Raw genomic sequence first — 23,353 nt, 5'->3', positions numbered from 1 at the left:
TTTCAAGCAGTCTTCTGTTCGGCCAGGCCCAGCTGGGCCTTCATTTCGTCGCGGATCCTGAACTTCTGGATCTTGCCGGTCACCGTCATCGGGAAGCCTGTGACGAAGCGGATGTAGCGCGGCACCTTGTAGTGGGCGATCTGGCCCTTGCAGAAGGCGCGCACGGCCTCCTCGGTCAGTTGCTGGCCGGGCTTGACCACGATCCAGGCGCACAGCTCCTCGCCGTACTTTGCGTCGGGCACGCCCACCACCTGCACGTCCTGCACCTGCGGGTGGCGGTAGAGAAACTCCTCGATCTCGCGCGGGTAGATGTTCTCGCCGCCGCGGATCACCATGTCCTTGATGCGGCCGACGATGTTCACGTAGCCCTCGGCATCCATGGTGGCCAGATCGCCGGTGTGCATCCAGCCCTCGGTGTCGATGGCCTCGCGGGTCTTGGCATCGTCGCCCCAGTAGCCGTGCATCACCGAATAGCCGCGCGTGCAGAACTCGCCGCGCTCGCCCACGGGCACGGTCTGGCCGGTGTCGGGATTCACTATCTTGACTTCCAGGTGCGGCTGCACGTGGCCCACGGTCGAGACGCGCTTGGCCAGTGGCGTCTCGGTGCTGCTCTGGCAGCTCACGGGGCTGGTCTCGGTCATGCCGTAGGCGATGGTGATCTCGGACAAGTGCATCTGCTCGACCACGCGCTTCATCACCTCGGTCGGGCAGGGCGAGCCGGCCATGATGCCGGTGCGCAGGGTGGACAGGTCGAACTCGGCAAAGCGCGGGTGGTCCAGCTCGGCGATGAACATGGTGGGCACGCCGTGCAGACCGGTGCAGCGCTCGTCCTGCACCGTCTGCAGCACCGTGAGCGGATCGAAGCCGTCGTTGGGGTAGACGATGGTCGCGCCATGCGTGAAGCAGGCCAGGTTGCCCAGCACCATGCCAAAGCAGTGGTACAGCGGCACGGGGATGCACAACCGGTCTTGCGGGGTGAGGCGCATGCACTCTCCGATGAAGAAACCGTTGTTCAGGATGTTGCGGTGCGTGAGCGTGGCGCCCTTGGGGAAACCCGTGGTGCCGCTCGTGAACTGGATGTTGATGGGGTCCGTGGCCTTGAGGCCCGCCGCCACCTCGGCCAGGCGCGCATCGGCCGCATCGCCGCGCGCCAGCAGGTCCGAAAAGCGCAGCAGGCCCGGCTCGTCGGCGCCCTGCCCGGCCTCGTCGATCCACACCACGGTGTTCAGGTGCGGCAGCTTCACCGCGCCCAGGCGGCCCGGCTCCTGGCGCTGCCATTCGGGCGCCAGTTCGCGCAGCATTCCCAGGTAGTCGCTGGTCTTGAAGCGCGCCATGCTCACCAGCAACCGACAGCCGACCTTGTTGAGCGCGTACTCCACCTCGGAGGTGCGGTAGGCCGGGTTGATGTTGACCAGCACCAGGCCCACCTGCGCCGTGGCCAGCTGCATCAGCACCCACTCGGCATTGTTGTGCGACCAGATGCCCACGCGGTCGCCGGGCACCAGGCCCAGGCCCAGCAGGGCACTGGCCAGACGGCGGGCCTCGGCCTGCAGGCTGCGGTAGGTGTAGCGCAGCTGCTGGTGTACGCTGACCAGCGCCTCGCGCTCCGGCTGGCGGGCCACCATGGCGTCGAAGAAATCGCCCAGCGTCTGCTCGATCAACGGCACGTCGGTGGCACCACGGGCCAGGCTGGTGACCAGTGGGGTGGTGGCGGAAGGCATGGCTGCACCCATTGTCTTGTCTCCTTGCGTATCGCTTGCCCGCGCGGCATGGGCAATGTCACCCCAAGCATAGAAGCCCACCGCGGCCCGTGGTGGACACAAAGGTTGCAGATCGTGCCACGGCTCATGCACACTGTACCCCGTGAAATCCCCTGCCTCCACCGCACCCAGCGACCTTCCAGCCCCCAAGACCGCCCCAGCGGCCACGCCGATTGCCTTCGTGCAGGCGATTGCACTCGCTTACAGGCGCCGCAGCATGAGCCCCGCCTGGGCGCTGGCGCAGGCACAGATTGCGCCCGGCCTGCTGTTCGATGACAGTGCGCGCATCACGGCCTGGCAGATGGAAGAGGTGTCGGGTGCCGCCATGCGGGAACTCGATGACGAGGCCCTGGGCTGGTTCGGCCGGCGCCTGCCCTGGGGCAGCTACGGCATGCTGGCGCGCGCCTCCATCAGCTCGCCCGACCTGGGCGTGGCGCTCAAGCGCTGGTGCCGCCACCACGGCCTGCTGGCCGACGACATCACCCTGCACCTCACGCAAGCCGACACCACGGCCACACTCTCCATCGCGGAGAACCGTGACCTGGGCTCCCTGCGCGAGTTCTGCCTGGTCTCGGTGCTGCGCAATGCCCATGGCCTGGGTTGCTGGATGGTGGATTCGCGCATTCCCCTGCTGGCGGCTGAATTCGCCTTCGCCGCGCCGCCGCATGTCGAGGCCTATGGCGTGCTGTTCCCCGGGGGATCGGTGCGCTTCAACGCCCCGCAGACCGCCATCCACTTCGACGCCCGCTACCTCAGCCTGCCCCTGCGGCGCGACGAGGCTGCGCTGCGCCAGATGCTTCAGCATGCGCTGCCGCTCACGGTGCTGCAGTACCGGCGCGACCGGCTGCTGGTGGCCCGCGTGCGCCAGTTGCTGGGCGCGCCCGTGCAGGGCCACCCTAGCCAGGCGCTGGCCTCGCACAGCGCCGAATCGCTGGCCCATCTGCTGCACGTATCACCGCGCACGCTGCACCGCCAGCTCAAGGAGGAAGGCGCCACCTTGCAGGGCCTGAAAGACGAGGTGCGGCAGGGCCGCGCCATGGAGTTGCTGCACCGCAGCGACCGGCCTATCAAGCAAGTGGCCGAGGCGGCAGGCTTCGTCAACGAGAAAAGCTTCATCCGCGCCTTCAAGGGATGGACCGGGCATTCGCCGGCCGAGTACCGCCGCCTGGCCCGGACGGCGGCGTGATCTGCAACCGCACTGGCAGCGTGGGGAACCCATGCGGCCATGGCCGCGCACTACACTGAACCCCAATGCCGATGATCCACCTGTACCACTGCGTCAGCGCACGCTCGTTCCGTCCCCTGTGGATGCTCGAAGAGCTGCAGCTGCCGTACTCGCTGCACATGCTGCCCTTTCCTCCACGGCTGAAGGCGCGCAGCTTCCTGGAGCTCAACCCCCTGGGCACCGTGCCCCTGTTCGTGCAGGACGCCGTGCGCATGACCGAATCGGCCGCCATCTGCCAGTACCTGGCCGCCGCCCACCCCGATGCCGGGCTGGACGTGCGCGCCGTGGACCCGGCCTATGGCGCCTACCTCAACTGGCTGCACCTGGGCGAGGCCACGCTGACCTTTCCGCAGACCCTGGTGCTGCGCTACGGCCGCTTCGAGCCCAAGGCACGCCAGCAGCCCCAGGTGGTGGAGGACTACCGCCGCTGGTTCCTGGCCCGCCTGCGCGCGGTGGAAACCGCCCTCGCCCATGGCGAGTACCTGTGTGCCGGCCGCTTCACCGCAGCCGATGTCTCGGTGGGCTATGCGCTGCTGCTGGCCGAGCACCTGGGCCTATCGCCCGAGTTCGGTGAGCGCACGCTGATGTTTTGGCACCGCCTGCAACAGCGCCCCGGCTACCAGCGCGCCATGGCGGCGCAGCTCGAAGCGGCAGAGGAGCAGGACGTGCCGACCACGCCGGCGCCCGATACACGGCCCTGAGCTATTGGGGCGAAGCCTCGGCGCCGCGGTACACCGGCAGCGAATTCACCAGTGCCCGGAACTCGGGCGAGTGCCGCAAAACGCTGCCGCCGGCCTCGATCAGGTCCGTGACCTCGTGCTGTTCGATGGAGAAAGCCGTGGGGATCTGCAGCAGGCGCGGGCGAGCCACGTCGTCGGGCGAATCGCGCAGGTTGACCGGCACCACGTGGATCTCGGCGTTCGGCGCGAACACGTCGCCGCCGCTGTGCGGACTTACGGCCAGGGTCTTGCGCCACTGCTCGGTGATGTCGCGCAGGTATTCCTGCGTCTCACGTGTGGCGCGCGCGCCGGTGCCGAACAGAAGGGAATCCACCACCTGCAGCATGTCGGGCACCTTGTCGCTGGTGTCGATGTTGAACGAGGGGTCGCGCTCGGCGTTTACTGTGATCAGCACCAGCTTGCGGATACTGCCCGGCGGAATGCCCACCTCGCTGAAGCTCTCGCGCAGGCCGCCGCCTGCCAGGGCGCGGTCGAGCAGGCGCTGCACGCCAAGATTGTCAGACAACCCACCATCAACCAGATGGATGTAGGGCTTGCGCCTGGCATCAAGGTAGCTCTGCTCGTTGACCCGGTACAGCCGCGAACGATAGTCCCCTGCATTGGCGCGCGCCAGGTGGCTCCCTGCGGGGCGGGTGGCGCACTGGTCCGCATGGTTCTTGAGCGTCATGGGGCTGAGCAGCAGCGGCACGGCCGACGAGGCGGCCACCGCGAAGGACAGCGGCACGGTGCGCAGGTCCGAGCAGATCAGCGCGAACTGGTCCCAGGTGAACTCGAAGCCCGTGCCCAGAGACATGTCGGTGGCGGTGATGAACAGCTGCGGGTGGCGCGGGCGCTTTTCCACGTCGCCAAAGGTCTGCCCGCCATACAACTCGTCGAGCCGCCGCGCCAGCAGGTGGGTGCGACCGAGCCAGGGCGAGGTCAGGTCCACCAGGTTGCCCGGGCGCAGGGCCTGGGTGATCAGGCTGTTCTGGAAGTTCTGGCGCAGGAACTCGTGCTCGAAGCGCGGCAGCCCCTCGATGCCATGCGCCGCATAGTAGGCGGCCACGATGCTGCCGCCCGAGACGCCGCTGACCACATCGGTCGCATCGAGCAGCGTGGTGCGCCGACCGTTCCACTCGAACACCGTGTTCTGCATCTCGGTGAGCACGCCGAAGCCGAAGGCCGCTGCGCGCGCACCACCGCCCGAGAGGGTGACCGCGACCAGGATGGTCGGGTCGCGCTGCGAAGGCCGCTGCGTGACCGATTGCTCTTCCAGGGGCATGGGCTCATTGACCCAGGGCCGCACGGACGAGCACCCGGCCAGCACGACCACCAGTACCGCCCCTAACCAACGCACCATCGATTGCAGTGTCACAGGCTCCCCTCCCGGCGCGGCAGGAACGCGCGCACTGCGGGGGAGTTTAAGAGACGGTGGCGCCCTGGCTTGCCTGGCTCAGCAGCCCAGCAAGGCGGGCAGCTCGGCCATGCTGCGGAACACCTGCGTTGCCCCGGCCGCGCGCAGTGCCGCACCGTCGCCCAGCGGCGCATAAGCGAACACCGTGGCGCCGGCAGCCACGCCGGCCGTCACGCCAATGGTCGTGTCTTCCACCACGGCGCAACGCGCCGGATCGGCCTGCAGCGCGGCGGCCGCTGCCAGGTACACGTCGGGCGCGGGCTTGGTGTGGGGAACCTCGTGGCCGCTGAAGATGCGCCCCTCGAAATACGGCATGAGCCCCACCTTGACCAGCTGCATCTCCACCTTGAAGCGGTCAGCCCCCGACGCGCAGGCGATGCGCCCGCCGTGGTGGGCATGCACGCGCTCGATGGTGGGGTGGATGTGCGCTATGGCGACCAGGTGCTGGTCCAGCTCGGCATTGCGCCGGGCGTAGAAGCTGGCCATCCATTCATCGGTCAGGGGTTTGCCGGTCTCGGCCTCGATGCGGGACGTGGCACTGCGCACCGTGCGGCCGATGAAATAGTCCATGCACTCTTCGTGCGTGATGGCCCAGCCCGCTTCGTTGAGCATGGTGCGCAGCACGCCGTTGGTAATGTGCTCGCTGTCGACGAGCACGCCGTCACAGTCGAACAGGATGGCTTCGAAGGTCATGGATCAAGGCTCACAAAAAAGAAAGGAGTGGCTCATTGCTGGTCGCCATCGACATAGAACCAGCGCCCGTCCTCGCGCACGAAGCGGCTGGTCTCGTGCAGGCGCACGGCGCGCCCGCCGACGCGGTAGCGAGCGACGAACTCCACCTCGGCCGTGTCCTCGCCCGTGCTGCGCTGGCTGCGCACCGTGAGGCCCAGCCAGCGGGCGCCGGGATCGAAGTCCAGTTGGGCAGGCCGGATGCGCGGGTGCCAGGTGGCCTGCAGGTAGTCTGCCCGTTCGAGCACGAAGGCGCTGTAGCGCGAGCGCATGAGGCTGGGCGCATCGGGCGCAGGCGCGGCTTCGAAATGGTCGACATAGCGGCCGCAGCATGCGGCATAGGCCAGGGGTTGATGGCGCGCGTTGGTCTGGCCACAGGGGCAGGCATTGGTGGGTTCAGGGGATGCCATGGGTTTAGATTGCCATATCAACTATCGGTCGCGCCGCCCTGAACCTGGCGCGGCCAAGGCCAGTGCCCCCGCGCAAGGGCCGCCCCGCCTCGCTGGGGTGCGTCCCCCTCCCGCATTGCGAAGCAATGCGAGAGAGGGGTGAGGGCGCGAAGCGACTCAGGGGGTGCCTCATTTCATTGCGCCGAAGACCTTCTTGACCAAGGAACTGCCGGCGGCTGCGGGGTTCTGGCGAATGCGGCGCTCCTCCTCCCCGATCATGAGGTACAGGCCATCGAGCGTGCGCCCGGTGACGTACTGCGCCAGATTGGCGTCCTCGGCCTTGAGCAGGCCGAAGCTGGCCGCCTTGCCGGCAAAGGCGTTGTACTTCTGCGTGAGGCCGACCTTCTCGGTGGCCTGGTTCACCACGGGCAGGAAGCGCTCGCCCAGCGCAGCGCGCGTCTTCTCGGCAAAAAAGGCCGTCACCGAGGTCTCGCCACCGGTCAGGATGTTCCTGGCGTCGGTTACGCTGATGTTCTTGACGGCCTGGACCAGCAGGTCCTTGCCCAGTGGCACGGCAGCCTCGGCAGCGCGGTTGATGGAGGTGACCAGCTCGTCGATGCGCCGCCCCTGGCCCAGGGACTTCATGACCTTGGCGGCATCGTCCAGGGTGCCCGGCAACCCGATGCGCACGCGCGGGTTGCCCAGGAAGCCATCAGGCCGGCCCAGCGAGGTGACGGCCGCCTGCACGCCCTGCGACAAGGCGGCCTTCAGGCCCCCCGAGGCATCGGCGGCCGACAGATCGCCCAGAGACAGGGCCTGGGCATGACCGGCGGTGGCCAGCAGCCAGGCGCCCAGGGCGCCCACGCCAGCGTGGTGGAATTCGCGACGCAGCATGCGTGGCCTCTCTGATCAAACACGATTTACAAAAACAGGTCTTCCATCCCGGCGTGCCGGCCTGCGTGAAAGCGCGATGGTGTCCGATTTTCGCCGACGCGCCGCACCCCGTAGACTGGCACGCATGAATATCACCACCCCAGGAGTCGAACCATGTGGGAAATGAGCGTGCCATGGTGGGAGTTTGTGCTGCGCGGCGTCCTGGTTTACGTGTTTCTGCTGGTCTTCCTGCGGCTCACGGGCAAGCGCCAGACGGGGCAGTACGCGCCGTTCGACCTGGTGCTGCTGCTGATCCTGTTCAACGCCGTGCAGAACTCGATGAACGCGGGTGACAACTCCCTGGTGGGCGGGCTGATCTCGGCCAGCACGCTGATGGGCTGCCATGTGGTGCTGGCCAACCTGACCTTCCGCTTCGCCTGGCTGGAGCGCCTGATCGACGGCACCCCGCGCGTGCTGGTGGACCAGGGCAAGGTCCACACAGAGCTGATGCACAAGGAACTGCTCTCCACCGACGACCTGGAGGCCGCCCTGCGCGCCAGCGGCTGCCTGCACCTGCACGAGGTGGAGCGTGCCACCATAGAGACCAACGGGCAGATCACCGTGGTGCTGCGCAAGCGCGACAGCGCCGGTTAATTGACGCGTCAGTGGGGGTACAGCACTTGCCGCTTGCCATCGCGGCAGTGATCTCCGGCTCCAGGCTGGCCGCTGCGGGACAAGTCGCCTGCATGGCTCTCTGGCCCCACTTGGTTGGTGTGATGCCAGTGTCCAGTCGCCGGCCTCGGAGGCACGCCCTCAAGCCATCAGGATGCAACGAACCTTGTTTTTTGCGCAGCAGCGGTGGCCACGTGCGCGGCAACCCTACTCCGGTAGGGTTTGCGCCGCACCCATCTTGCGGAACACTTGGCAGAATTTGCCTGCCACAGCGGCCTCCCCCCACCCAATGCCTCCAACGTCCCCCTACGCCATCATTCTTGACGACCACCCCCTGGTGGCGCGCGGGGTTGCAGAGTTTCTGCGTTCGCTGCGCCCTGACATGGAAATGCGGCTGGCCACCGATGCGACCGACTGCCTGCAGCAGGTGGCGGTGCATGGGGCACCGGCGCTGGCCCTCATCGATTTCTGGCTGGTGGAAGGGGCGGCCCTGGGCCTCATTTCGCAGCTGCGTGCCGGTTGCCCCGGCACCGCCATCGCGGTGATGAGCGGCGATGACGACCCGCTCCTGGCCGAACGCGCCCGCGCAGGCGGAGCACATGGCTTTGTGCACAAGCAGGAGAGCCCGGGCACGTTTGCCCAGGCCGTGCATGCGCTGTTGGGCGGGCTGACCTGGTTTGTGCCCGCCGGTCGCGTGCAGCCCGGCGGGCTGCGCAGCCGCGAGCTGCCGGTGACACCGGCCGAGCTGGGCCTGTCCGCACGCCAGGGCGAGATCCTTGCACTGGTGCTGCTCGGCCAGCCCAACAAGCGCATCGCGCTGGACCTGGCATTGTCGGAGAGCACTGTGAAGGAACACATCACCGCCATCCTGCAGCGCCTGGGCGCGCGCAACCGCATCGAGGCCATTACGCAACTGCGCGGGCGCAGGCTGGTTCTGGCAGGACCTGTGGGCTGATGGCCTCGCCTGCGGCAGCGCCACCGGCCGATTGGTCCGACGACGCACCCATCAGCATGGAGGGACAGGCCCGCCTGCTGGAGATGACCTTCGGATTCCTGCTCACCAGTATCTTCGTGCTGCCGCTGCTGTCACTGACGCTCACGCTGTTCTATGCGCAGGCGCACGACGCGCGATGGATGGGGGTGTGGTGCGTCTTTTACGCCCTGTTTGCCACGGTGATGTTCGTGCAGCGGCGCATCCATCTGCGCGACCGCGAGCGCCTGGGCGCCGATGCGCTGGTGCGCAAATGGAAGCCCCGGCTCGAGCAATGCGCGCTGCTGCACGGCGCGGGCATCACGGCGCCCATGGCCATCGTGGCGGGCCATGCGAGCTACGACTTCGCCTTGCTGCTGCTGGTGACCAACGCCGCCATCGTCGTCGGCAACGCCACACTGCAGACGCCCGTGCTCAGCGTGTTCATGCGCCTGTACATGGCTGGCTGGAATGCATCGCTGCCCCTCCTGGTCTGGGTGTTTCCGCAGCACTGGCATTTCATCCTGCCGCTGGCGGCGCTGCTCAGCCTGATCATCTACCGCCACTCACGCACGACGCACCGCTTCTTCGTGCATCAGATCCGACTGGAGGAGCGCGGTGCGCAACTGGCCGCACGCTACCTGACAGCCAGCGACGGAGCCCAGGCCGCCTTGGAGGAGAAGAACCGCTTCCTGAGCACTGCCGCGCACGACCTGCGCCAGCCCGTGCACGCCATGGGCCTGCTCGCCGAAGCCATTGCGCGGCGCAACCGCGATCCCGGCCTGAATGCGCCCTTGGCCGACCTGCAGCGCAGCGTGCGCTCGGTGAACCTTATGTTCAACTCGCTGCTGGACCTGTCGCGCATCGAAAGCGGCCATGTCGCCGCGCATGCCGCGCCCGTGGCGCTGGATGGGCTCTTCGACGACGTGCTCACGCTCTTTCGCGAGGAGGCGCGCACGCGTGGGCTGCAGCTGCGCGTGCGCCCGCCGGGGCCCCATGCCGCCGTGCTGGCCGATGCGGACCTGGTGCGCCAGTCCGTCGTGAACCTGGTGCACAACGCGCTGCGCTACACCGTGCGCGGCGGCGTACTGCTCACCGCGCGCCCGCGCCGCGGGGGCTGGCAGATCGAGGTATGGGACACCGGCGTGGGCGTGGCGCTGCAGGACCAGCTGCGCATCTACTCGCCCTTCTACCGCCCGCAGAACGCCTGGAACATCGACAACAACGGCCACGGCCTCGGCCTGGCCGTGGTGGCGCGCTGCGCCAAACTGATGGGCGCCGACTATGGGCTGGCCTCGCGCCTGGGCAAGGGGTCTCGGTTCTGGCTGCACCTGCCCCGTGCCACCCTGGTCGAGAGCGACCCCCAGCAGGCACGCTACAGAGGCCTGGCATGGGACGCAGGCGAGGGCAGCGGCCGGCCCGACCTGAGTTCGCTGGCAGGCACCTGCCTGGTCATCGATGACGACCCGCAGGTGGCCGCAGCCTGGTCAGCGCTGTTGCAGGCCTGGGGCATCGACGCCCGCTTTGCCAGCTGCGCCAGCGAGGCCTGGGACCTGGTGGACGGCGGCTTTCGCCCCCGCGCCATCCTGTGCGACCAGCGCCTGCGCTCGGGCGAGAGCGGCTTCAACATCCTGCGTGCGCTGATGGCGCACTGCCCCGACGCCTATGGCGCCATGGTCAGTGGCGAACTGCATTCGCCCGATCTGCAGGAGGCGGAGAACCAAGGCTACCTGGTGCTGTCCAAGCCGCTGGACGTGGTCCGGCTGCATGCCGTGCTGGCCCAGTGGCTGGCGCCCCGGTACAGCCACTGACGAAGGCCGTTGCGCATGGACACGCAAGAACACCCGCTGGAAACCAGCACGCCCAGCGACGAAGGCCGTTTGCGGCTGCTCAGCGCCGCCTTTGCCCGCCTGCGCCTGAGCATGGCGGCCATGCCCGCCATGGGCTTTCTGTTCGGAGGGCTGCTGGCCTGGCTGGGCGGCAACCCCTGGGGCTTTTTCATCGGGGGCGCGCTGTACCTGCCGGCCCTGTGGTACGCATGGCATCTGCTGCGCCGCTACCGGCGCGAGCAGCTCGAAAGCCCCACCGCCGAGCTGCTTGCCACCTGGCAGCCCCGGGTGCAGCGGTTGGCACTGGCCCATGGCGTGGCGCTGGCATCGGCCGTGGCATTGCCCATGGGCAGTGCCAGCTATGATTTCATGCTGCTGGTGTATGCCGCCCTGATGGGTACGGTAGCCGTCCACGCCGCCCAGATGTCGGCCTCGTGGCAGATCTACCGCGCCTTCTTCTTCGGCATGACGGGCAGCATCGTGATGATGCCCTGGGCCTTCGAGAGCCACTGGTACTTCACCCTGCCCATCGCCCTGGTGATGATGGCGGTGATCTACCGCAGTGCCATCCACTCGCACCGCTTTTTCGTGCGCCAGGTGGCGCTCGAAGAGCACAGCCGGTACCTGGCCGAACGCTACCGCCAGGCCAGCGCCGCTGCGGAGACGGCGCTGGCGGAAAAGAACCGCTTTCTGAGCACCGCCGCGCACGACCTGCGCCAGCCCGTGCATGCGATGGGCCTGCTGGCCGAGGCCATTGCCCTGCATGGCAAGGACATGCCGCGGCTCGAAGGGCTGCTCACGCAGTGGCGGCTCAGCATGCGCTCGGTGAGCCATTTGTTCGACGCCCTGCTGGACCTGTCGCGCATCGAGTCGGGCGCTGTGGAACTGCGGCCGGCACCCGTGGCACTGGCCGGCTTGTTCGATGACCTGCAGACCCAGTTCTCCGCGGAAGCGGGGGCCAGGCGCCTGGCCCTGCGCCTGCACAGGCCGCCCCCCCAGGCCACGGTGCTGGCCGACCCGGCGCTGGTGCGCCAGTCGCTGGCCAACCTGGTTCACAACGCGCTGCGCTACACGCCGCACGGCGGGGTGCTGGTGGGCGCGCGGCGGCGTGGCCAGCACTGGCGCATCGAGGTGTGGGACACCGGGGTGGGGGTGGCCTTGGAAGAGCAGGGCCAGATCTACCAGGCCTTCTACCGCCCCCACCACGCATGGGAGCTGCACCGCAGCGGGCATGGCCTGGGGCTGGCCGTGGTGGCACGCTGCGTGGCGCTGATGGGCGCCCGCCAGGGCCTCAGGTCCCAGCTAGGAAAGGGGTCGTGCTTCTGGATCGAGCTGCCAGCCACCGAGGCGCCGCCGCTTTCCGCCCAGTTGGCGCCGATGGGCGCGCAAGGGCGCCACGGGCCACTGCAGGGACGCTGCCTGGTGCTGGACGATGACCCGCAGGTACTGGGCGCCTGGTCGGCCCTGCTCGGCACCTGGGAGGTTGAAGTGCGCCTGGCCTCCAACGCGGGCGAGGCCTTCGCCCACATCGAAGCCGGGTTCACGCCACAGGCCATTCTGTGCGACCAGCGGCTGCGCTCGGGGGAAAGCGGCTTCGAGGTGCTGCGAGCCCTGCTGGAGCGCTGCCCGGATGCGCACGGCGCCATGGTCAGCGGCGAGTTCGATGCGCCTGAATTGCAGGAGGCCGACGCGCAAGGCTACCTGGTGCTGCGCAAGCCGGTCGACGCCGACACGCTGCATGCCCTGCTGGCGCAGTGGCTGCGGCAGCAAGGCAACTGATGGCGTGCGGCGCTCAGGCCAGGGCGCGTTGGATGATGATCTTCTGCACGTCGCTCGTGCCTTCGTAGATCTGGCACACGCGCACATCGCGGTAGATGCGCTCGACCGGGAAGTCATTCACCACGCCATAGCCACCCAGGGTCTGGATGGCGGCGCTGCACACCCGCTCGGCCATCTCGCTGGCGAACAGCTTGGCCATGGCGGCCTCCTTGAGGCAGGGGCGACCCGCATCGCGCAGCGCGGCGGCATGCCAGATGAGCTGGCGCGCGGCCTCGATCTGCGTGGCGCATTCGGCCAGGCGAAAACCCACCGCCTGGTGGTTGAAGATGGCCGTGCCAAAGCTCTCGCGCTCCTTGGAATAGGCCAGCGCCGCATCGAAGGCGCTGCGCGCCATGCCCACGCTCTGCGCGGCGATGCCGATGCGCCCGCCTTCGAGCGCCCCGAGGGCGATCTTGTAGCCCTCGCCCTCGGCGCCGATCAAGTTCTCGGCCGGAATGCGGCAGTTGTCGAAGTTGATCTGCGCCGTGTCGCTGCTGTGCTGGCCCAGCTTGTCTTCCAGGCGCGCCACCACGTAGCCGGGGTTGTCGGTAGGCACGAGGAAGGCGCTCATGCCCTTCTTGCCCGCGCCCTTGTCGGTCACGGCGATGACGATGGCCACGTGGCCATTCTTGCCACTGGTGATGAACTGCTTGACGCCGTTGATCACGTAGTCGTCGCCCTGGCGCACGGCGGTGGTGCGCAGCGCGGAGGCGTCGGACCCCACATGCGGCTCGGTCAGGCAGAAGGCACCCAGCATGCGGCCCTGGGCCAGCGGCGTGAGCCAGTCCTTCTTCTGCTGCGCATTGCCATAGCGCATGAGGATGGCGTTGACGGGGCAGTTGGTCACGCTGATGGCAGTGCTGGTGCCACCGTCGCCCGCAGCGATCTCTTCGAGCACCAGGGCCAGGGTCACGTAGTCGAGGTTCGCGCCGCCCAGGTCTTCGGGAACGCAGATGCCATAGGCACCCAGTGCGGCCAGGCCCTGGTGCGCCTCTTTGGGAAAGTGGTGCTCCCTGTCCCAGCGTGCCGCGTGGGGCCACAGCTCGGCCTGTGCAAAATCGCGCACGGCGTCGCGGATCATTTCCTGGTCTTGGGTCAGCAGCATGGGGTCTCCGAAAGCACTTGTTGTTGGAAAGGAAGAAAGGCGGGCACGGCTACCAGTGCGCAGCGCGCCGGCCGTCGTGGTGCAGCAGGCGCCCCTTATCGGCATCGGTCACGCTGGCCAGGGTGGCACGCATGCCGCGCACGCTCTCCTGCACCGTGAGCGGTGCCTCGCCGCCGCCCATCTCGGTCTGCACCCAGCCGGGGTCGATGGTGACTAGGGTGGCGCCCGGGTAGTCGTGCTGGGCCGAGGCCACGGCCATGTTGAGGGCGGCCTTGCTGGTGCGGTAGAGCCAGGATTCGCTGTCGTCCACGCTGCCGATCTGCGACATGGAACTGGACACGAAGGCGAACACGCCCTGCGCGTCGGCCACCATGGGCGCAACCTGGGGAATGGCCTGCATGGCGCCCAGCACGTTGGTGTGCATGACGGCGTCAAAATCCTGCTGCGTGGGCGGCGTGAGCGCGTTGGGCCGGCGGATCACGCCCGCCACGTACAGCGCCAGGTCGATCTTCTCGCCGTCGAGCAGCCAGGACAGGCCGCTCACGCTGGCGGGGTTGGCCACGTCCACGGTGAGCGGTTGGGCCCCCAGTGCCTGCAGGCGCTCACGCCCGGCGTCGTCGCGCGCGGTGGCGATCACGCGGTCGCCGGCCTCCACATACTGGCGCGCCAACTCCAGGCCAATGCCGCGCGATGCGCCGATGATGAGAATGGTTGCCATGGGATGGGAATCCTTGTCAGATGAAAGCGCTGGTCAGTGGATGGCGAACTCGAAATAGCCCGACCAGGCGGGATCGAAGCTCGTGGTGGTTTCCAGCGAGGCGGCCTCATCGCGCAGCAGCAGCGGCGCCAGCGCCTGCTTGGCCAGTTGTTCATCGCCCACGTAGTACACGGCTTTGCGGCGCCCGCTGCGCGTCATGGTGTAGGCCAGGATGCCCAGCTGCGACAGTTCCAGCAGGGTGGCCGCCTGGTCGTGCAGGTCCTGCGCCGCCTGAAGCTCGTCGCGGTCACCGACGGGCATGTCCAGCGTGAGGGCATAGGCCAGGTCGGCGCGCATCGCGACCGGGTTGGCGCTGCGGTTGACCATCACCAGCGCCGTGTCCTGCGGCTCGCCGGCGTCTTCGTCGTGCGACCCGCCAAAGGCCAGGGTCATGCCACCCCAGACATGCTCGCCGCTGGGGAAGTCGCCGGTGCGCCCCAGGGTTTCGCTCCAGTAGCGGTCGAACACGGGGGGCAGCAGGCTGAGCGGGGTCCACTCGGCATCTGGGTCCGCAGACTCCTCCACGAAGTCCACGGCACCGACCTTCACGGCAAAGTCGTACTCGCCCAGCACATGGTCGATCATGATGAAGGCCATGTTGCGCGCATGGTCCTGAAAATCCTGCGGGATCTCGCGGCCGAAGCGGATCTCGAGCGCGGCCTGGCCGTCGTCCTGGCTGCAGACGATCAGCACCTCGGAGGTGGACAGCTCGAAGCCGTCCATGCCGATGGGAAAGTCCGGCTGCTGCGTGCGCTCGCGGAACGCCCGCAGCGTGTGGTGCTGCAGTTTGGGCGCAGCCGCGACCACCTGCATCAGCAGGGGGAAGCAGTCGATGCTGCCGTGGGCAGTGACGATCATGTCCACCACCGCATCCCCGTCGCCACCGGACATCTCCAGCGCCAGGCCTTCCAGGTGCCGCTCCAGCAGCACATTGCCCTCCTCCACACGTTCGCGCAAAGGCATGGCATGCAGGGCAGCCTCGGTGTCGGCGAACTCGCGCCAGAAGGCAGTGATGGCGGCGGTGCTGGATTCCATGGCAGCGTGCTCCGGTGCGGAATATGGTGGTAGTGAAGGCGCTATTGTTGGCCGAATATGCTGGGCCGGAATCAGACCAGTTCCAGCGCCATGGCCGTGGCCTCGCCGCCACCGATGCACAGCGTGGCCAGCCCCTTGGTGAGGCCGCGGGCCTTGAGCGCATGGATCAGCGTGACCATGATGCGCGCGCCGCTGGCACCGATGGGGTGGCCCAGGGCGCAGGCGCCGCCGTTCACGTTGACCTTGTCGTGCGGCAGGTCGAGCTCCTTCATCAGCGCCATGGGCACCACGGCGAAGGCCTCGTTGATCTCCCACAGCTGCACGTCGCCGACGGCCCAGCCGGCCTTGGCCAGCGCCTTCTGCGTGGCGCCCAGGGGGGCGGTGGCGAACCACTCGGGCTCCTGTGCATGCGTGGCATGGCTCACGACGCGGGCGATGGGCTTGCAGCCCAATTTCTTGGCCGTCGACTCGCGCATCATCACCAGCGCGGCGGCGCCGTCGTTGATGCTGGAGCTCGATGCGGCGGTGATGGTGCCGTCCTTCTTGAAGGCGGGCTTCAGGCTGGCGATCTTTTCGAGCTTGACCTTGCCCGGACCTTCGTCGACCGACACCACGGTCTCGCCCGCACGGGTCTTGACAGTGACGGGCACGATCTCGGCGGCGAAGGCGCCCGATTCGGTGGCGGCCTTGGCGCGCTGCACGCTGGCGGTGGCGAATGCGTCCTGCTGCTCGCGCGTGAACTGGTACTTGGCGGCGCAGTCTTCACCAAAGGTGCCCATGGAACGGCCGGCCTCGTAGGCGTCTTCCAGGCCGTCGAGCATCATGTGGTCGAAGATGCGGTCGTGGCCCAGGCGGTAGCCGCCGCGGCCCTTCTGCAGCAGGTAGGGGGCGTTGGTCATGCTCTCCATGCCGCCGGCCACCATGACGTCGTGCGTGCCGGCCAGCAGCATGTCGTGCGCCATCATCGCGGCCTTCATGCCCGAGCCACACATCTTGGACAGGGTGACCGCACCCGCGCCCTTGGGCAGGCCGCCCTTGAAAGCCGCCTGGCGCGCAGGCGCCTGGCCCTGGCCGGCCATAAGGCAGTTGCCGAACAGCACTTCGCCCACGGCGTCGGGCGAGACACCGGCACGCTCCATGGCGGCCTTGATCGCTACGCCACCCAGGTCATGGGCGGACAGGCTGGAAAAATCGCCCTGCAACGAGCCCATGGGGGTGCGTGCGGCGCCGACGATGACAATGGGATCCTGGTTCATGGTGTTGTCTCCTGAAAGGTGGGGGGGATGAATCGCTAGGGTTGCGGTGGGATGCCACGGGCTGCACGGGCAGTCCCGTCAGTCGCGCGGCGCTCCCGTGAAGCGGCGGTCGGTGTCGTAGGGGAACACGTCGTACACATGACCTGCCTGGATGCGCTCCTTGTGCGACTGCCAGAAGGCGGCGTCCAGCAGGTCGCTGTGGTGCTGCATGAACACGGCGCGCACGGCGTCGTTGCCCAGCAGGAAGGGGCCGAAGGTCTCGGGAAACACGTCGCGCGGGCCCACGGCGTACCAGATCTCGCCGCTCATTTCTTCCTCTTCGTTGCGCGGCGTGGGCACACGGCGGAAGTGGCAGTCGGTGAGGTATTCGATCTCGTCGTAGTCGTAGAACACGACCTTGCCGTTGCGCGTGACACCGAAGTTCTTCCACAGCATGTCGCCCGGGAAGATGTTGGCCGCCACCAGGTCCTTGATGGCGTTGCCGTATTCGATGACGCTGTGTTCCATCTGCTGGCGCGCACGGTTGTCCGACAGGCCGGTGTCGAAGGCCTCCTGCAGGTAGATGTTGAGCGGGATCATGCGCCGCTCGATGTACAGGTGCTTGATGATGACCTCGGTCTGGCCATCGCCGTCGCGGTCGCTGATCTCGAGCTGGCTGGGCGCGAACTTCTGGATCTCGGCGATCAGCTCGTCGTCGAAGCGGTCGCGCGGAAAGGCGACCTCGCTGTACTCCAGCGTATCGGCCATGCGCCCCACGCGGTCGTGCTGCTTGACCAAGAGGTACTTGGCCTTGATCTGCTCGCGCGTGGTTTCCTTCTGGTGCGGAAAGAAGTCCTTGATGAGCTTGAACACGAAGGGGAACGACGGCAGGTCGAACACCAGCATGACCATGCCCTTGATGCCGGGCGCGATGCGAAAGCGGTCGCTCGAATGCTTGAGGTGGTAGAGGAAGTCGCGGTAGAACAGCGTCTTGCCCTGTTTGGCCAGGCCCAGGGCGTTGTAGATTTCGGCGCGCGGCTTGCGCGGCATGAGGCTGCGCAGGAACTGCACGTAGGCGCTCGGGATCTCCATGTCCACCATGAAGTAGGCGCGCGCAAAGCTGAACAGCATCTGCAGATCGTCCTCCCCGAACAGGGCCGCGTCGATATACAGGCGGCCCTCGTCGTCGTGCAGGATGGGCAGGGCGAACGGCACCTCCTGGAAGCCGTTGATGATCTTGCCCACTACGTAGGCGCCCTTGTTGCGAAAGAACAGGCTGGCCAGCACCTGGATCTGGAAATTGGCGCGCAGGCGCACCTTGTCCAGGCGGCCCTGCATGGCGCGCAGCACATGGCCGGTGTCACGCGGCAGGTCGGCGAAGCTGCCCTGCAGCTGGAAGTTGTCGATGATGCGGGTGAGCGTGTCGTGCAGGCTCTCGCGCGAGGGGTAGTAGGCGCGGTAGGTGGGCCGTGCGGCCGGCTCTTCGTTCTCGATGTACTCGGTGCTGACCGCAGGCCGCACGAAGATGAAGTCGTTGTGGAAGTGGGTGCGGTGCAGGATCTTGCAGGTCACCGAGTTGAAGAAGGTCTCGGCCAGCTCGGGCTGGTGGTGGTTGACCAACAGGCCAATGTAGTGCAGCTTGACCTGGTGCCAGACGTCCATGGGCTGGGTGCCGGCGTCGTACTCCTTTTCGAGCCGGCGCACGCACTCCTTGACGCGCAGGTCGTAGAACTCGATGCGCTCGCGCTGGGCGCGCTGCTGGCCATGCCAGTCAGCGGTCTCGAAGCGGTGCTTGGCCCGCGCGGACTCGGTGCGGAACAAGCGGTAGTGGCGGTTGAAGCCATCCATCATCGCCTTGGCGATGTCGTACGCCTGGGGCGAGTCGAGTCGTTGCGGGAACATGGGCTGCCTACCGATCCTGCAGGGGGCCTGTGGGCTCAGCCCCTCCGGGTGGCGGCCACGCCGGCGATGGCGGCCCTGTACAGCGAGTCCAGGCCCTCGGTGCCGGCGATGGTCATGTGCAGGTCGTTGATGAGCCCGTCCTTGAGGCCATAGCACCAGCCGTGCAGGGTGACCTTGTCGCCGCGGCCCCAGGCGTCGAGCATCACCGTGGTCTGTGCGATGTTGACCACCTGCTCGATGGCGTTGAGCTCGCACAGCACATCGTGGCGCCATTCGGGCGCGGTGGCGGCAATCAGCTCACGGTGGCGGTCGCGCACGTCCTGCACGTGGCGGATCCAGTTGTCGGCCAGGCCCACACGCGTGCCCTCCAACGCGGCCAGCACGCCGCCGCAACCGTAATGGCCCACGACCATCAGGTGCTCGATGTGCAGCTGGTCCACCGCGTACTGGATGGTGGACAGGCAGTTCAGGTCGGTAGGCACCACCACGTTGGCCACGTTGCGGTGCACGAAGACCTCACCGGGTTCCAGGCCCGTGATCTGGTTGGCCGGCACGCGGCTGTCGGAGCAGCCGATCCACATGTACTTGGGCTTTTGCTGTGCCAGCAGGCCGGTGAAGAAGCCAGGGCGTTCACGCTCCATCTGGGCCGCCCATGCTCGGTTGTGGACAAACAGGTCTTCGATGGATGTGGGCATGTGGTCTCGGCTCTCAAAATAGGTGGAATCGGCCCGCAGTTCAGCAGGTCTCGGCAAACAGCTCCCGGCCAATCAGCATGCGGCGGATTTCGCTCGTACCCGCGCCGATCTCGTACAGCTTGGCATCACGCCACAGGCGCCCCAGGGGGTACTCATTGATGTAGCCGTTGCCGCCAAAGATCTGCACGCCCTCGCCCGCCATCCAGGTGGCCTTCTCGGCACACCAGAGGATGACGCTGGCGCAGTCCTTGCGGACCTGGCGCACATGGTCGGTCCCCAGCATGTCCAGGTTCTTGGCCACGGTGTAGGCAAACGAGCGCCCCGCCTGGAGCACGGTGTACATGTCGGCCACCTTGCCCTGGATGAGCTGGAATTCGCCGATGCTCTGGCCGAACTGCTTGCGGTCGTGAATGTAAGGGATGACGTTGTCCATCACCGATTGCATGATCCCCAGAGGGCCTCCGGTCAATACCGCGCGCTCGTAGTCCAGCCCGCTCATGAGCACCTTGGCGCCCTGGTTCAGGCCGCCCAGGATCTGCGAGGCCGGCACCTCGACGTTGTTGAACACCAGCTCGCCCGTGTGGCTGCCGCGCATGCCCAGCTTGTCGAGCTTTTGCGCCACGCTGAAGCCGGGCATGCCCTTTTCGATCAGGAAGGCGGTGACGCCGCGCGCGCCCAGCTCGGGCTCGGTCTTGGCATAGACCACCAGGGTGTCGGCGTCCGGGCCGTTGGTGATCCACATCTTGCTGCCGTTGAGCAGGTAGTAGCCACCCTTGTCCTCGGCCTTGAGCTTCATGCTGATCACGTCGGAGCCGGCGCCCGGCTCGCTCATGGCCAACGCGCCCACATGCTCGCCGCTGATCAGCTTGGGCAGGTACTTGGCCTTTTGCGCTTCGCTGCCGTTGCGGTTGATCTGGTTCACGCACAGGTTGCTGTGCGCGCCGTAGGACAGGCCCACGGAGGCGCTGGCGCGGGAGATTTCTTCCATGGCCACCATATGGGCCAGGTAGCCCATGGCGGCACCGCCGTACTGCTCGGGCACGGTGATGCCCAGCACCCCGAGCTCGCCCATCTTGCGCCACAGGTCCATTGGGAACTGGTCGTTGTGGTCGATCTCGGCGGCGCGCGGGGCGATCTCGGCCTGCGCGAAATCGCGCACGGCGTCGCGCAGCGCGTCGATGTCTTCGCCCAGCTGGAAGTTCAGGCCTGGCAGGTTGGCGGGGATGCTCATGGTTTGTCTCCTGGTAGGAAGTAAAGATGGTGGTGAGGATTCGATCTCAGTTGTCCATAGCGCTGCGCGTCACCCGCGACGCATGAAACTGGCGCGCGCGAGGCCAGTGCCCCCCGCGCAAGGGCCGCCCCGCCGCGCTGGGGGCGTCCCCCTCCCGACTCGCGCAGCGAGTCGAGAGAGGGGTGAAGGCGCGAAGCGACTCAGGGGGTGCTTCATCTCAGCCGCGGATGTTGTCTCGGCCGGTCACGGCCATCAGCGTGCAGCCCATGGTGGCCACCAGCTTGTCGGCCTGGGCGCCCAGGGCATAGGCGCGCCCTTCGGTCACGGTGATGGTGCGGCCGGGCTTGAGCACCCGGCCTTCCACGCGAAAGCGCTCGCCCTGCGCGGGGGCCAGCAGGTTGATCTTGAATTCGATGGTGAGCACTGACGCATCGTCGCCCATCAACGTGAACCCCGCATAGCCGCAGGCGGAATCGAGCGCTGTGGCGACCATGCCGGCATGCAGGAAACCATGCTGCTGCGTGAGGCTGGCAGCCCAATCGAACTCGATGTCCACCGCACCCGGCTCGATGCGGGCCAGGCGCGCACCCAGCGTCTGCATGGCGCCCTGCAGCGCAAAGCTGTCTCTCACGCGGTCCGCATAGCGCGGGCTTCTCACCTCGAAAGCTGGGCTGATCACGGCAGGTTCCTGGAAGGAAATTGGATTGACGTTTACGTAAACGTCAATTATGGCTCATTTTTGCTGTTCCACCTTGTCGAGCAGTGCCCGGGCCTCCTGCTCATGCTCTTCCACCTCTTCCAGGTTGGCCTGCAGGTCCGCCAACTGCTCCTCCAGCTGCTTGCGGTGCACACCCAGCACTTCGAGGAATTTGCGCAACTGCGCGCCCGTGTCACGCGGGCTGTCGTAGAGGTCGATGATTTCCTTGGCCTCGGTCAGCGAAAGGCCCAGGCGCTTGGCGCGCAAGGTCAGGCGCAGCCGCGTGCGGTCGCGCGCGCTGTAGATGCGGTTGCGGCCAGCCGGGCCGGTGCGCTCGGGCTGCAGCAGGCCCATGTCTTCGTAGAAGCGCATGGCGCGCGTCGTGAGATCGAATTCTTTGGCGAGGTCACTGATGGTGTAGGAGGTGGCCATGGGGCAGTCGGGGGAATGCAGGTTTCGCACTGGCGACAGTCGCTTCGCGAACCGTCTCTACAATGCAGTGAATCTGACGTTTACGTTAACGTCAATGCTAACCCAAGCAGGCACCGCATGAACCCCCTCGAACACCAAATCACCTACCCCATGGGCGACACCCTTCCTGCACCCGGGGTGGCGATGGACGTGGCGCCTGGGGTGCGCTGGATCCGCATGGGCCTGCCGTTCGCGCTGGACCACATCAACCTGTGGCTGCTTCGCGACCGCCAGCGTGTGGGCAACACCCTGGTGGACGGCTGGACGGTGGTGGACTGCTGCATCGACAACCCGCTCACGCGTGCACAGTGGGAGCAGGTGTTTGCCTCCAGCCTGGACGGCCTGCCCATCCTGCGCGTGATCGTGACCCACATGCATCCCGACCACATCGGCCTGGCGCACTGGCTGTGCGCGCGCTGGAATGCACGCCTGTGGATCAGCGCCACCGACTACTACGCTGCCCGCGCAGCGATCGGCAGCCGCGACGGATTCAGTGGCGAGGCCGGGACCGATTTCTACACCTCCCATGGTGCGCGTGACGAGGCGTTCCTCAGCCACGTGCATGGCCGCGGCTCCTACTACCACTCGCTGGTGCCGGACCTGCCCACAACGTACCGGCGCATGATGGACGGCGATGCCATCGAGATCGGCGGGCGCACCTGGAAATGCATCAGCGGCTATGGCCATGCGCCCGAACACATCGCGCTGCACTGCCCCAAGCTGTCGGTCCTGATCAGCGGCGACATGGTACTGCCGCGCATTTCCACCAATGTGAGCGTGCATGCGGCCGAGCCCGAAGCCGATCCACTGCGGCTGTTTCTCAGCTCGATTGCGCGCTACCTGGACCTGCCGGCGGATACGCTGACCCTGCCTTCGCACGGCAAGCCCTTTACCGGCATGCATGTGCGCATCGGGCAGTTGCAAAGCCACCACCAGGAACGCCTGCAAGAAATCGTGGACGCCAGCCGCTTCACACCCCTGTCGGCCTCGGACGTGTTGCCCGTGATGTTCAAGCGCCCGCTCGACCCGCACCAGATGACCTTTGCCCTGGGCGAGGCGCTGGCCCATCTGCACTTGCTGTGGCTCGATGGGCGCTTCGACCGGGTGATGGACGACGAAGGGGTATATCGCTTCGGACCGGCAGAGACCTTTGCCGCTGCGCAGCAGCAAGAGACGGCCAGCGCCGCCGTCGCCTAGAGAGAAAGGAAAGGCGCCACCGGCCGGTCAGGCGTCCTGTTGCCGCTGTTGTTCCTGGATCTCTATGCGCAGGCGCTCTTCCTGCGCGCGCAATTCGGGCGTGAATTCGGCGCCGAAGTCCTCGGCGTCGAAGATCTGCCGGATCTCGACCTCAGACTCCCCGAGCATCGGATTCGGGCAACGCTTGAGCCAATCGATGGCCTCCTGCAGCGAGGCGCACTTCCAGATCCAGAAGCCGGCAATCAGCTCCTTGGTTTCTGCAAAAGGGCCATCGATCACCTGACGTGCCTCGCCTGAGAAGCGCACACGGGCGCCCCTCGAACTGGGGTGCAGCCCGTCACCGTTCAGCATCACGCCCGCCTGGACCAGTTCTTCGTTGAAACGGCCCATCTCGGCCATCAGCTGTTCGCTGGGCATCACGCCGGCTTCGCTGTCGGCATCGGCCTTGATCAGTACCATGAATCGCATCGGGATCTCCTCGTGGGTGGGAAAGTCAGAGCGCACCAGGCTCTGTTTGTCTGCACGACGGATGATGGACTGCCATTTCGACAGCAGGGGTGAAATTTCGTACGGCCATGGCGCCATGGCAGGAACTGTCGGCATTTGCAGCAGCCATGATTTCGAACCCCT

The 23,353-nt window shown here is 67.0% G+C and carries 22 protein-coding genes; 7 read left to right on the top strand and 15 right to left on the bottom strand.

Annotated features, from left to right (window positions below; translation table 11 throughout):
- Nucleotides 1–2: 2 nt before the first annotated feature.
- The gene (locus QYL93_RS03325) at nt 3–1,721 is read right to left on the bottom strand and encodes an AMP-binding protein (protein WP_305742328.1); all 1,719 of its coding nucleotides are present in this window, start codon (nt 1,719–1,721) and stop codon (nt 3–5) included.
- A gap of 142 nt (nt 1,722–1,863) precedes the next feature.
- Between QYL93_RS03325 and QYL93_RS03320 the strand changes: the two genes are divergently transcribed.
- On the top strand, nt 1,864–2,946 hold the full coding sequence (locus QYL93_RS03320; protein ID WP_305742327.1) for an AraC family transcriptional regulator: 1,083 nt from the start codon (nt 1,864–1,866) through the stop codon (nt 2,944–2,946).
- Between the two features lie 71 nt (nt 2,947–3,017).
- Nucleotides 3,018–3,686 carry a glutathione S-transferase family protein gene (locus tag QYL93_RS03315; protein ID WP_305742788.1) on the top strand — a complete coding sequence of 223 codons (669 nt, stop codon included), beginning with the start codon at nt 3,018–3,020 and terminating at the stop codon, nt 3,684–3,686.
- 1 nt (nt 3,687) lies between these two features.
- Here QYL93_RS03315 and QYL93_RS03310 read toward each other — a convergent pair whose 3' ends face one another.
- The 4 genes from QYL93_RS03310 to QYL93_RS03295 all read right to left on the bottom strand — a co-directional run bounded on the left by QYL93_RS03310 (nt 3,688) and on the right by QYL93_RS03295 (nt 7,130).
- Complete coding sequence (locus QYL93_RS03310; protein WP_305742326.1) at nt 3,688–5,079, bottom strand: patatin-like phospholipase family protein; 1,392 nt, start codon at nt 5,077–5,079, stop codon at nt 3,688–3,690.
- 78 nt (nt 5,080–5,157) lie between these two features.
- Entirely contained in the window at nt 5,158–5,811 is a 654-nt protein-coding gene (locus tag QYL93_RS03305) for an HAD family phosphatase (protein WP_305742325.1), read from the bottom strand.
- A 32-nt stretch (nt 5,812–5,843) separates the two neighbouring features.
- Nucleotides 5,844–6,257 (bottom strand): YchJ family protein, encoded by a 414-nt coding sequence (locus QYL93_RS03300; RefSeq protein ID WP_305742324.1) that lies wholly within the window; start codon nt 6,255–6,257, stop codon nt 5,844–5,846.
- Nucleotides 6,258–6,425: 168 nt separating this feature from the next.
- The gene (locus QYL93_RS03295; protein ID WP_305742323.1) at nt 6,426–7,130 is read right to left on the bottom strand and encodes a DUF4197 domain-containing protein; all 705 of its coding nucleotides are present in this window, start codon (nt 7,128–7,130) and stop codon (nt 6,426–6,428) included.
- Nucleotides 7,131–7,283: 153 nt separating this feature from the next.
- Between QYL93_RS03295 and QYL93_RS03290 the strand changes: the two genes are divergently transcribed.
- The 4 genes from QYL93_RS03290 to QYL93_RS03275 all read left to right on the top strand — a co-directional run bounded on the left by QYL93_RS03290 (nt 7,284) and on the right by QYL93_RS03275 (nt 12,359).
- Nucleotides 7,284–7,763 carry a DUF421 domain-containing protein gene (locus QYL93_RS03290; RefSeq protein WP_305742322.1) on the top strand — a complete coding sequence of 160 codons (480 nt, stop codon included), beginning with the start codon at nt 7,284–7,286 and terminating at the stop codon, nt 7,761–7,763.
- A gap of 307 nt (nt 7,764–8,070) precedes the next feature.
- Nucleotides 8,071–8,736, top strand: coding sequence for a response regulator transcription factor (locus QYL93_RS03285; protein WP_305742321.1), 666 nt, complete (start codon nt 8,071–8,073; stop codon nt 8,734–8,736).
- A complete protein-coding gene (locus QYL93_RS03280; RefSeq protein ID WP_305742320.1) occupies nt 8,736–10,562 on the top strand; it encodes a hybrid sensor histidine kinase/response regulator in 1,827 nt (608 codons plus the stop codon). The genes QYL93_RS03285 and QYL93_RS03280 overlap by 1 nt, the downstream gene beginning before the upstream one ends.
- Nucleotides 10,563–10,577: 15 nt before the next feature.
- Nucleotides 10,578–12,359 carry an ATP-binding protein gene (locus QYL93_RS03275; protein WP_305742319.1) on the top strand — a complete coding sequence of 594 codons (1,782 nt, stop codon included), beginning with the start codon at nt 10,578–10,580 and terminating at the stop codon, nt 12,357–12,359.
- Nucleotides 12,360–12,372: 13 nt separating this feature from the next.
- Here QYL93_RS03275 and QYL93_RS03270 read toward each other — a convergent pair whose 3' ends face one another.
- The 9 genes from QYL93_RS03270 to QYL93_RS03230 all read right to left on the bottom strand — a co-directional run bounded on the left by QYL93_RS03270 (nt 12,373) and on the right by QYL93_RS03230 (nt 21,487).
- Complete coding sequence (locus QYL93_RS03270; protein WP_305742318.1) at nt 12,373–13,503, bottom strand: acyl-CoA dehydrogenase family protein; 1,131 nt, start codon at nt 13,501–13,503, stop codon at nt 12,373–12,375.
- Between the two features lie 49 nt (nt 13,504–13,552).
- Nucleotides 13,553–14,221, bottom strand: coding sequence for an SDR family oxidoreductase (locus QYL93_RS03265; protein ID WP_305742317.1), 669 nt, complete (start codon nt 14,219–14,221; stop codon nt 13,553–13,555).
- 33 nt (nt 14,222–14,254) lie between these two features.
- Nucleotides 14,255–15,295, bottom strand: coding sequence for a DUF695 domain-containing protein (locus QYL93_RS03260; RefSeq protein WP_305742316.1), 1,041 nt, complete (start codon nt 15,293–15,295; stop codon nt 14,255–14,257).
- Between the two features lie 71 nt (nt 15,296–15,366).
- A complete protein-coding gene (locus tag QYL93_RS03255; RefSeq protein ID WP_305742315.1) occupies nt 15,367–16,551 on the bottom strand; it encodes an acetyl-CoA C-acyltransferase in 1,185 nt (394 codons plus the stop codon).
- A gap of 78 nt (nt 16,552–16,629) precedes the next feature.
- A complete protein-coding gene (aceK, locus tag QYL93_RS03250; RefSeq protein ID WP_305742314.1) occupies nt 16,630–18,432 on the bottom strand; it encodes a bifunctional isocitrate dehydrogenase kinase/phosphatase in 1,803 nt (600 codons plus the stop codon).
- A 35-nt stretch (nt 18,433–18,467) separates the two neighbouring features.
- A complete protein-coding gene (can, locus tag QYL93_RS03245; RefSeq protein ID WP_305742313.1) occupies nt 18,468–19,127 on the bottom strand; it encodes a carbonate dehydratase in 660 nt (219 codons plus the stop codon).
- Nucleotides 19,128–19,167: 40 nt separating this feature from the next.
- Nucleotides 19,168–20,358, bottom strand: coding sequence for an isovaleryl-CoA dehydrogenase (locus QYL93_RS03240; protein ID WP_305742312.1), 1,191 nt, complete (start codon nt 20,356–20,358; stop codon nt 19,168–19,170).
- Nucleotides 20,359–20,575: 217 nt separating this feature from the next.
- Nucleotides 20,576–21,037 carry a PaaI family thioesterase gene (locus QYL93_RS03235; RefSeq protein WP_305742311.1) on the bottom strand — a complete coding sequence of 154 codons (462 nt, stop codon included), beginning with the start codon at nt 21,035–21,037 and terminating at the stop codon, nt 20,576–20,578.
- 54 nt (nt 21,038–21,091) lie between these two features.
- A complete protein-coding gene (locus QYL93_RS03230; RefSeq protein ID WP_305742310.1) occupies nt 21,092–21,487 on the bottom strand; it encodes a MerR family DNA-binding transcriptional regulator in 396 nt (131 codons plus the stop codon).
- A 117-nt stretch (nt 21,488–21,604) separates the two neighbouring features.
- Here QYL93_RS03230 and QYL93_RS03225 point away from each other — a divergent pair, with 117 nt between their 5' ends.
- Nucleotides 21,605–22,723: an MBL fold metallo-hydrolase gene (locus QYL93_RS03225; RefSeq protein ID WP_305742309.1), complete on the top strand. Its 1,119-nt coding sequence runs from the start codon at nt 21,605–21,607 to the stop codon at nt 22,721–22,723.
- Between the two features lie 27 nt (nt 22,724–22,750).
- Here the strand turns inward: QYL93_RS03225 and QYL93_RS03220 are convergent, their stop codons facing one another.
- Nucleotides 22,751–23,191, bottom strand: a complete 441-nt coding sequence (locus QYL93_RS03220) for a YciI family protein (protein WP_305742787.1) — start codon at nt 23,189–23,191, stop codon at nt 22,751–22,753.
- Nucleotides 23,192–23,353: the final 162 nt, after the last annotated feature.

It is taken from the genome of Acidovorax sp. A1169, from assembly GCF_030704685.1.
Taxonomy (GTDB): Bacteria; Pseudomonadota; Gammaproteobacteria; order Burkholderiales; family Burkholderiaceae_C; genus Acidovorax.
Note: the sequence above shows the minus strand (reverse complement) of the source record. Positions and strands in the feature narration are given on the sequence as shown.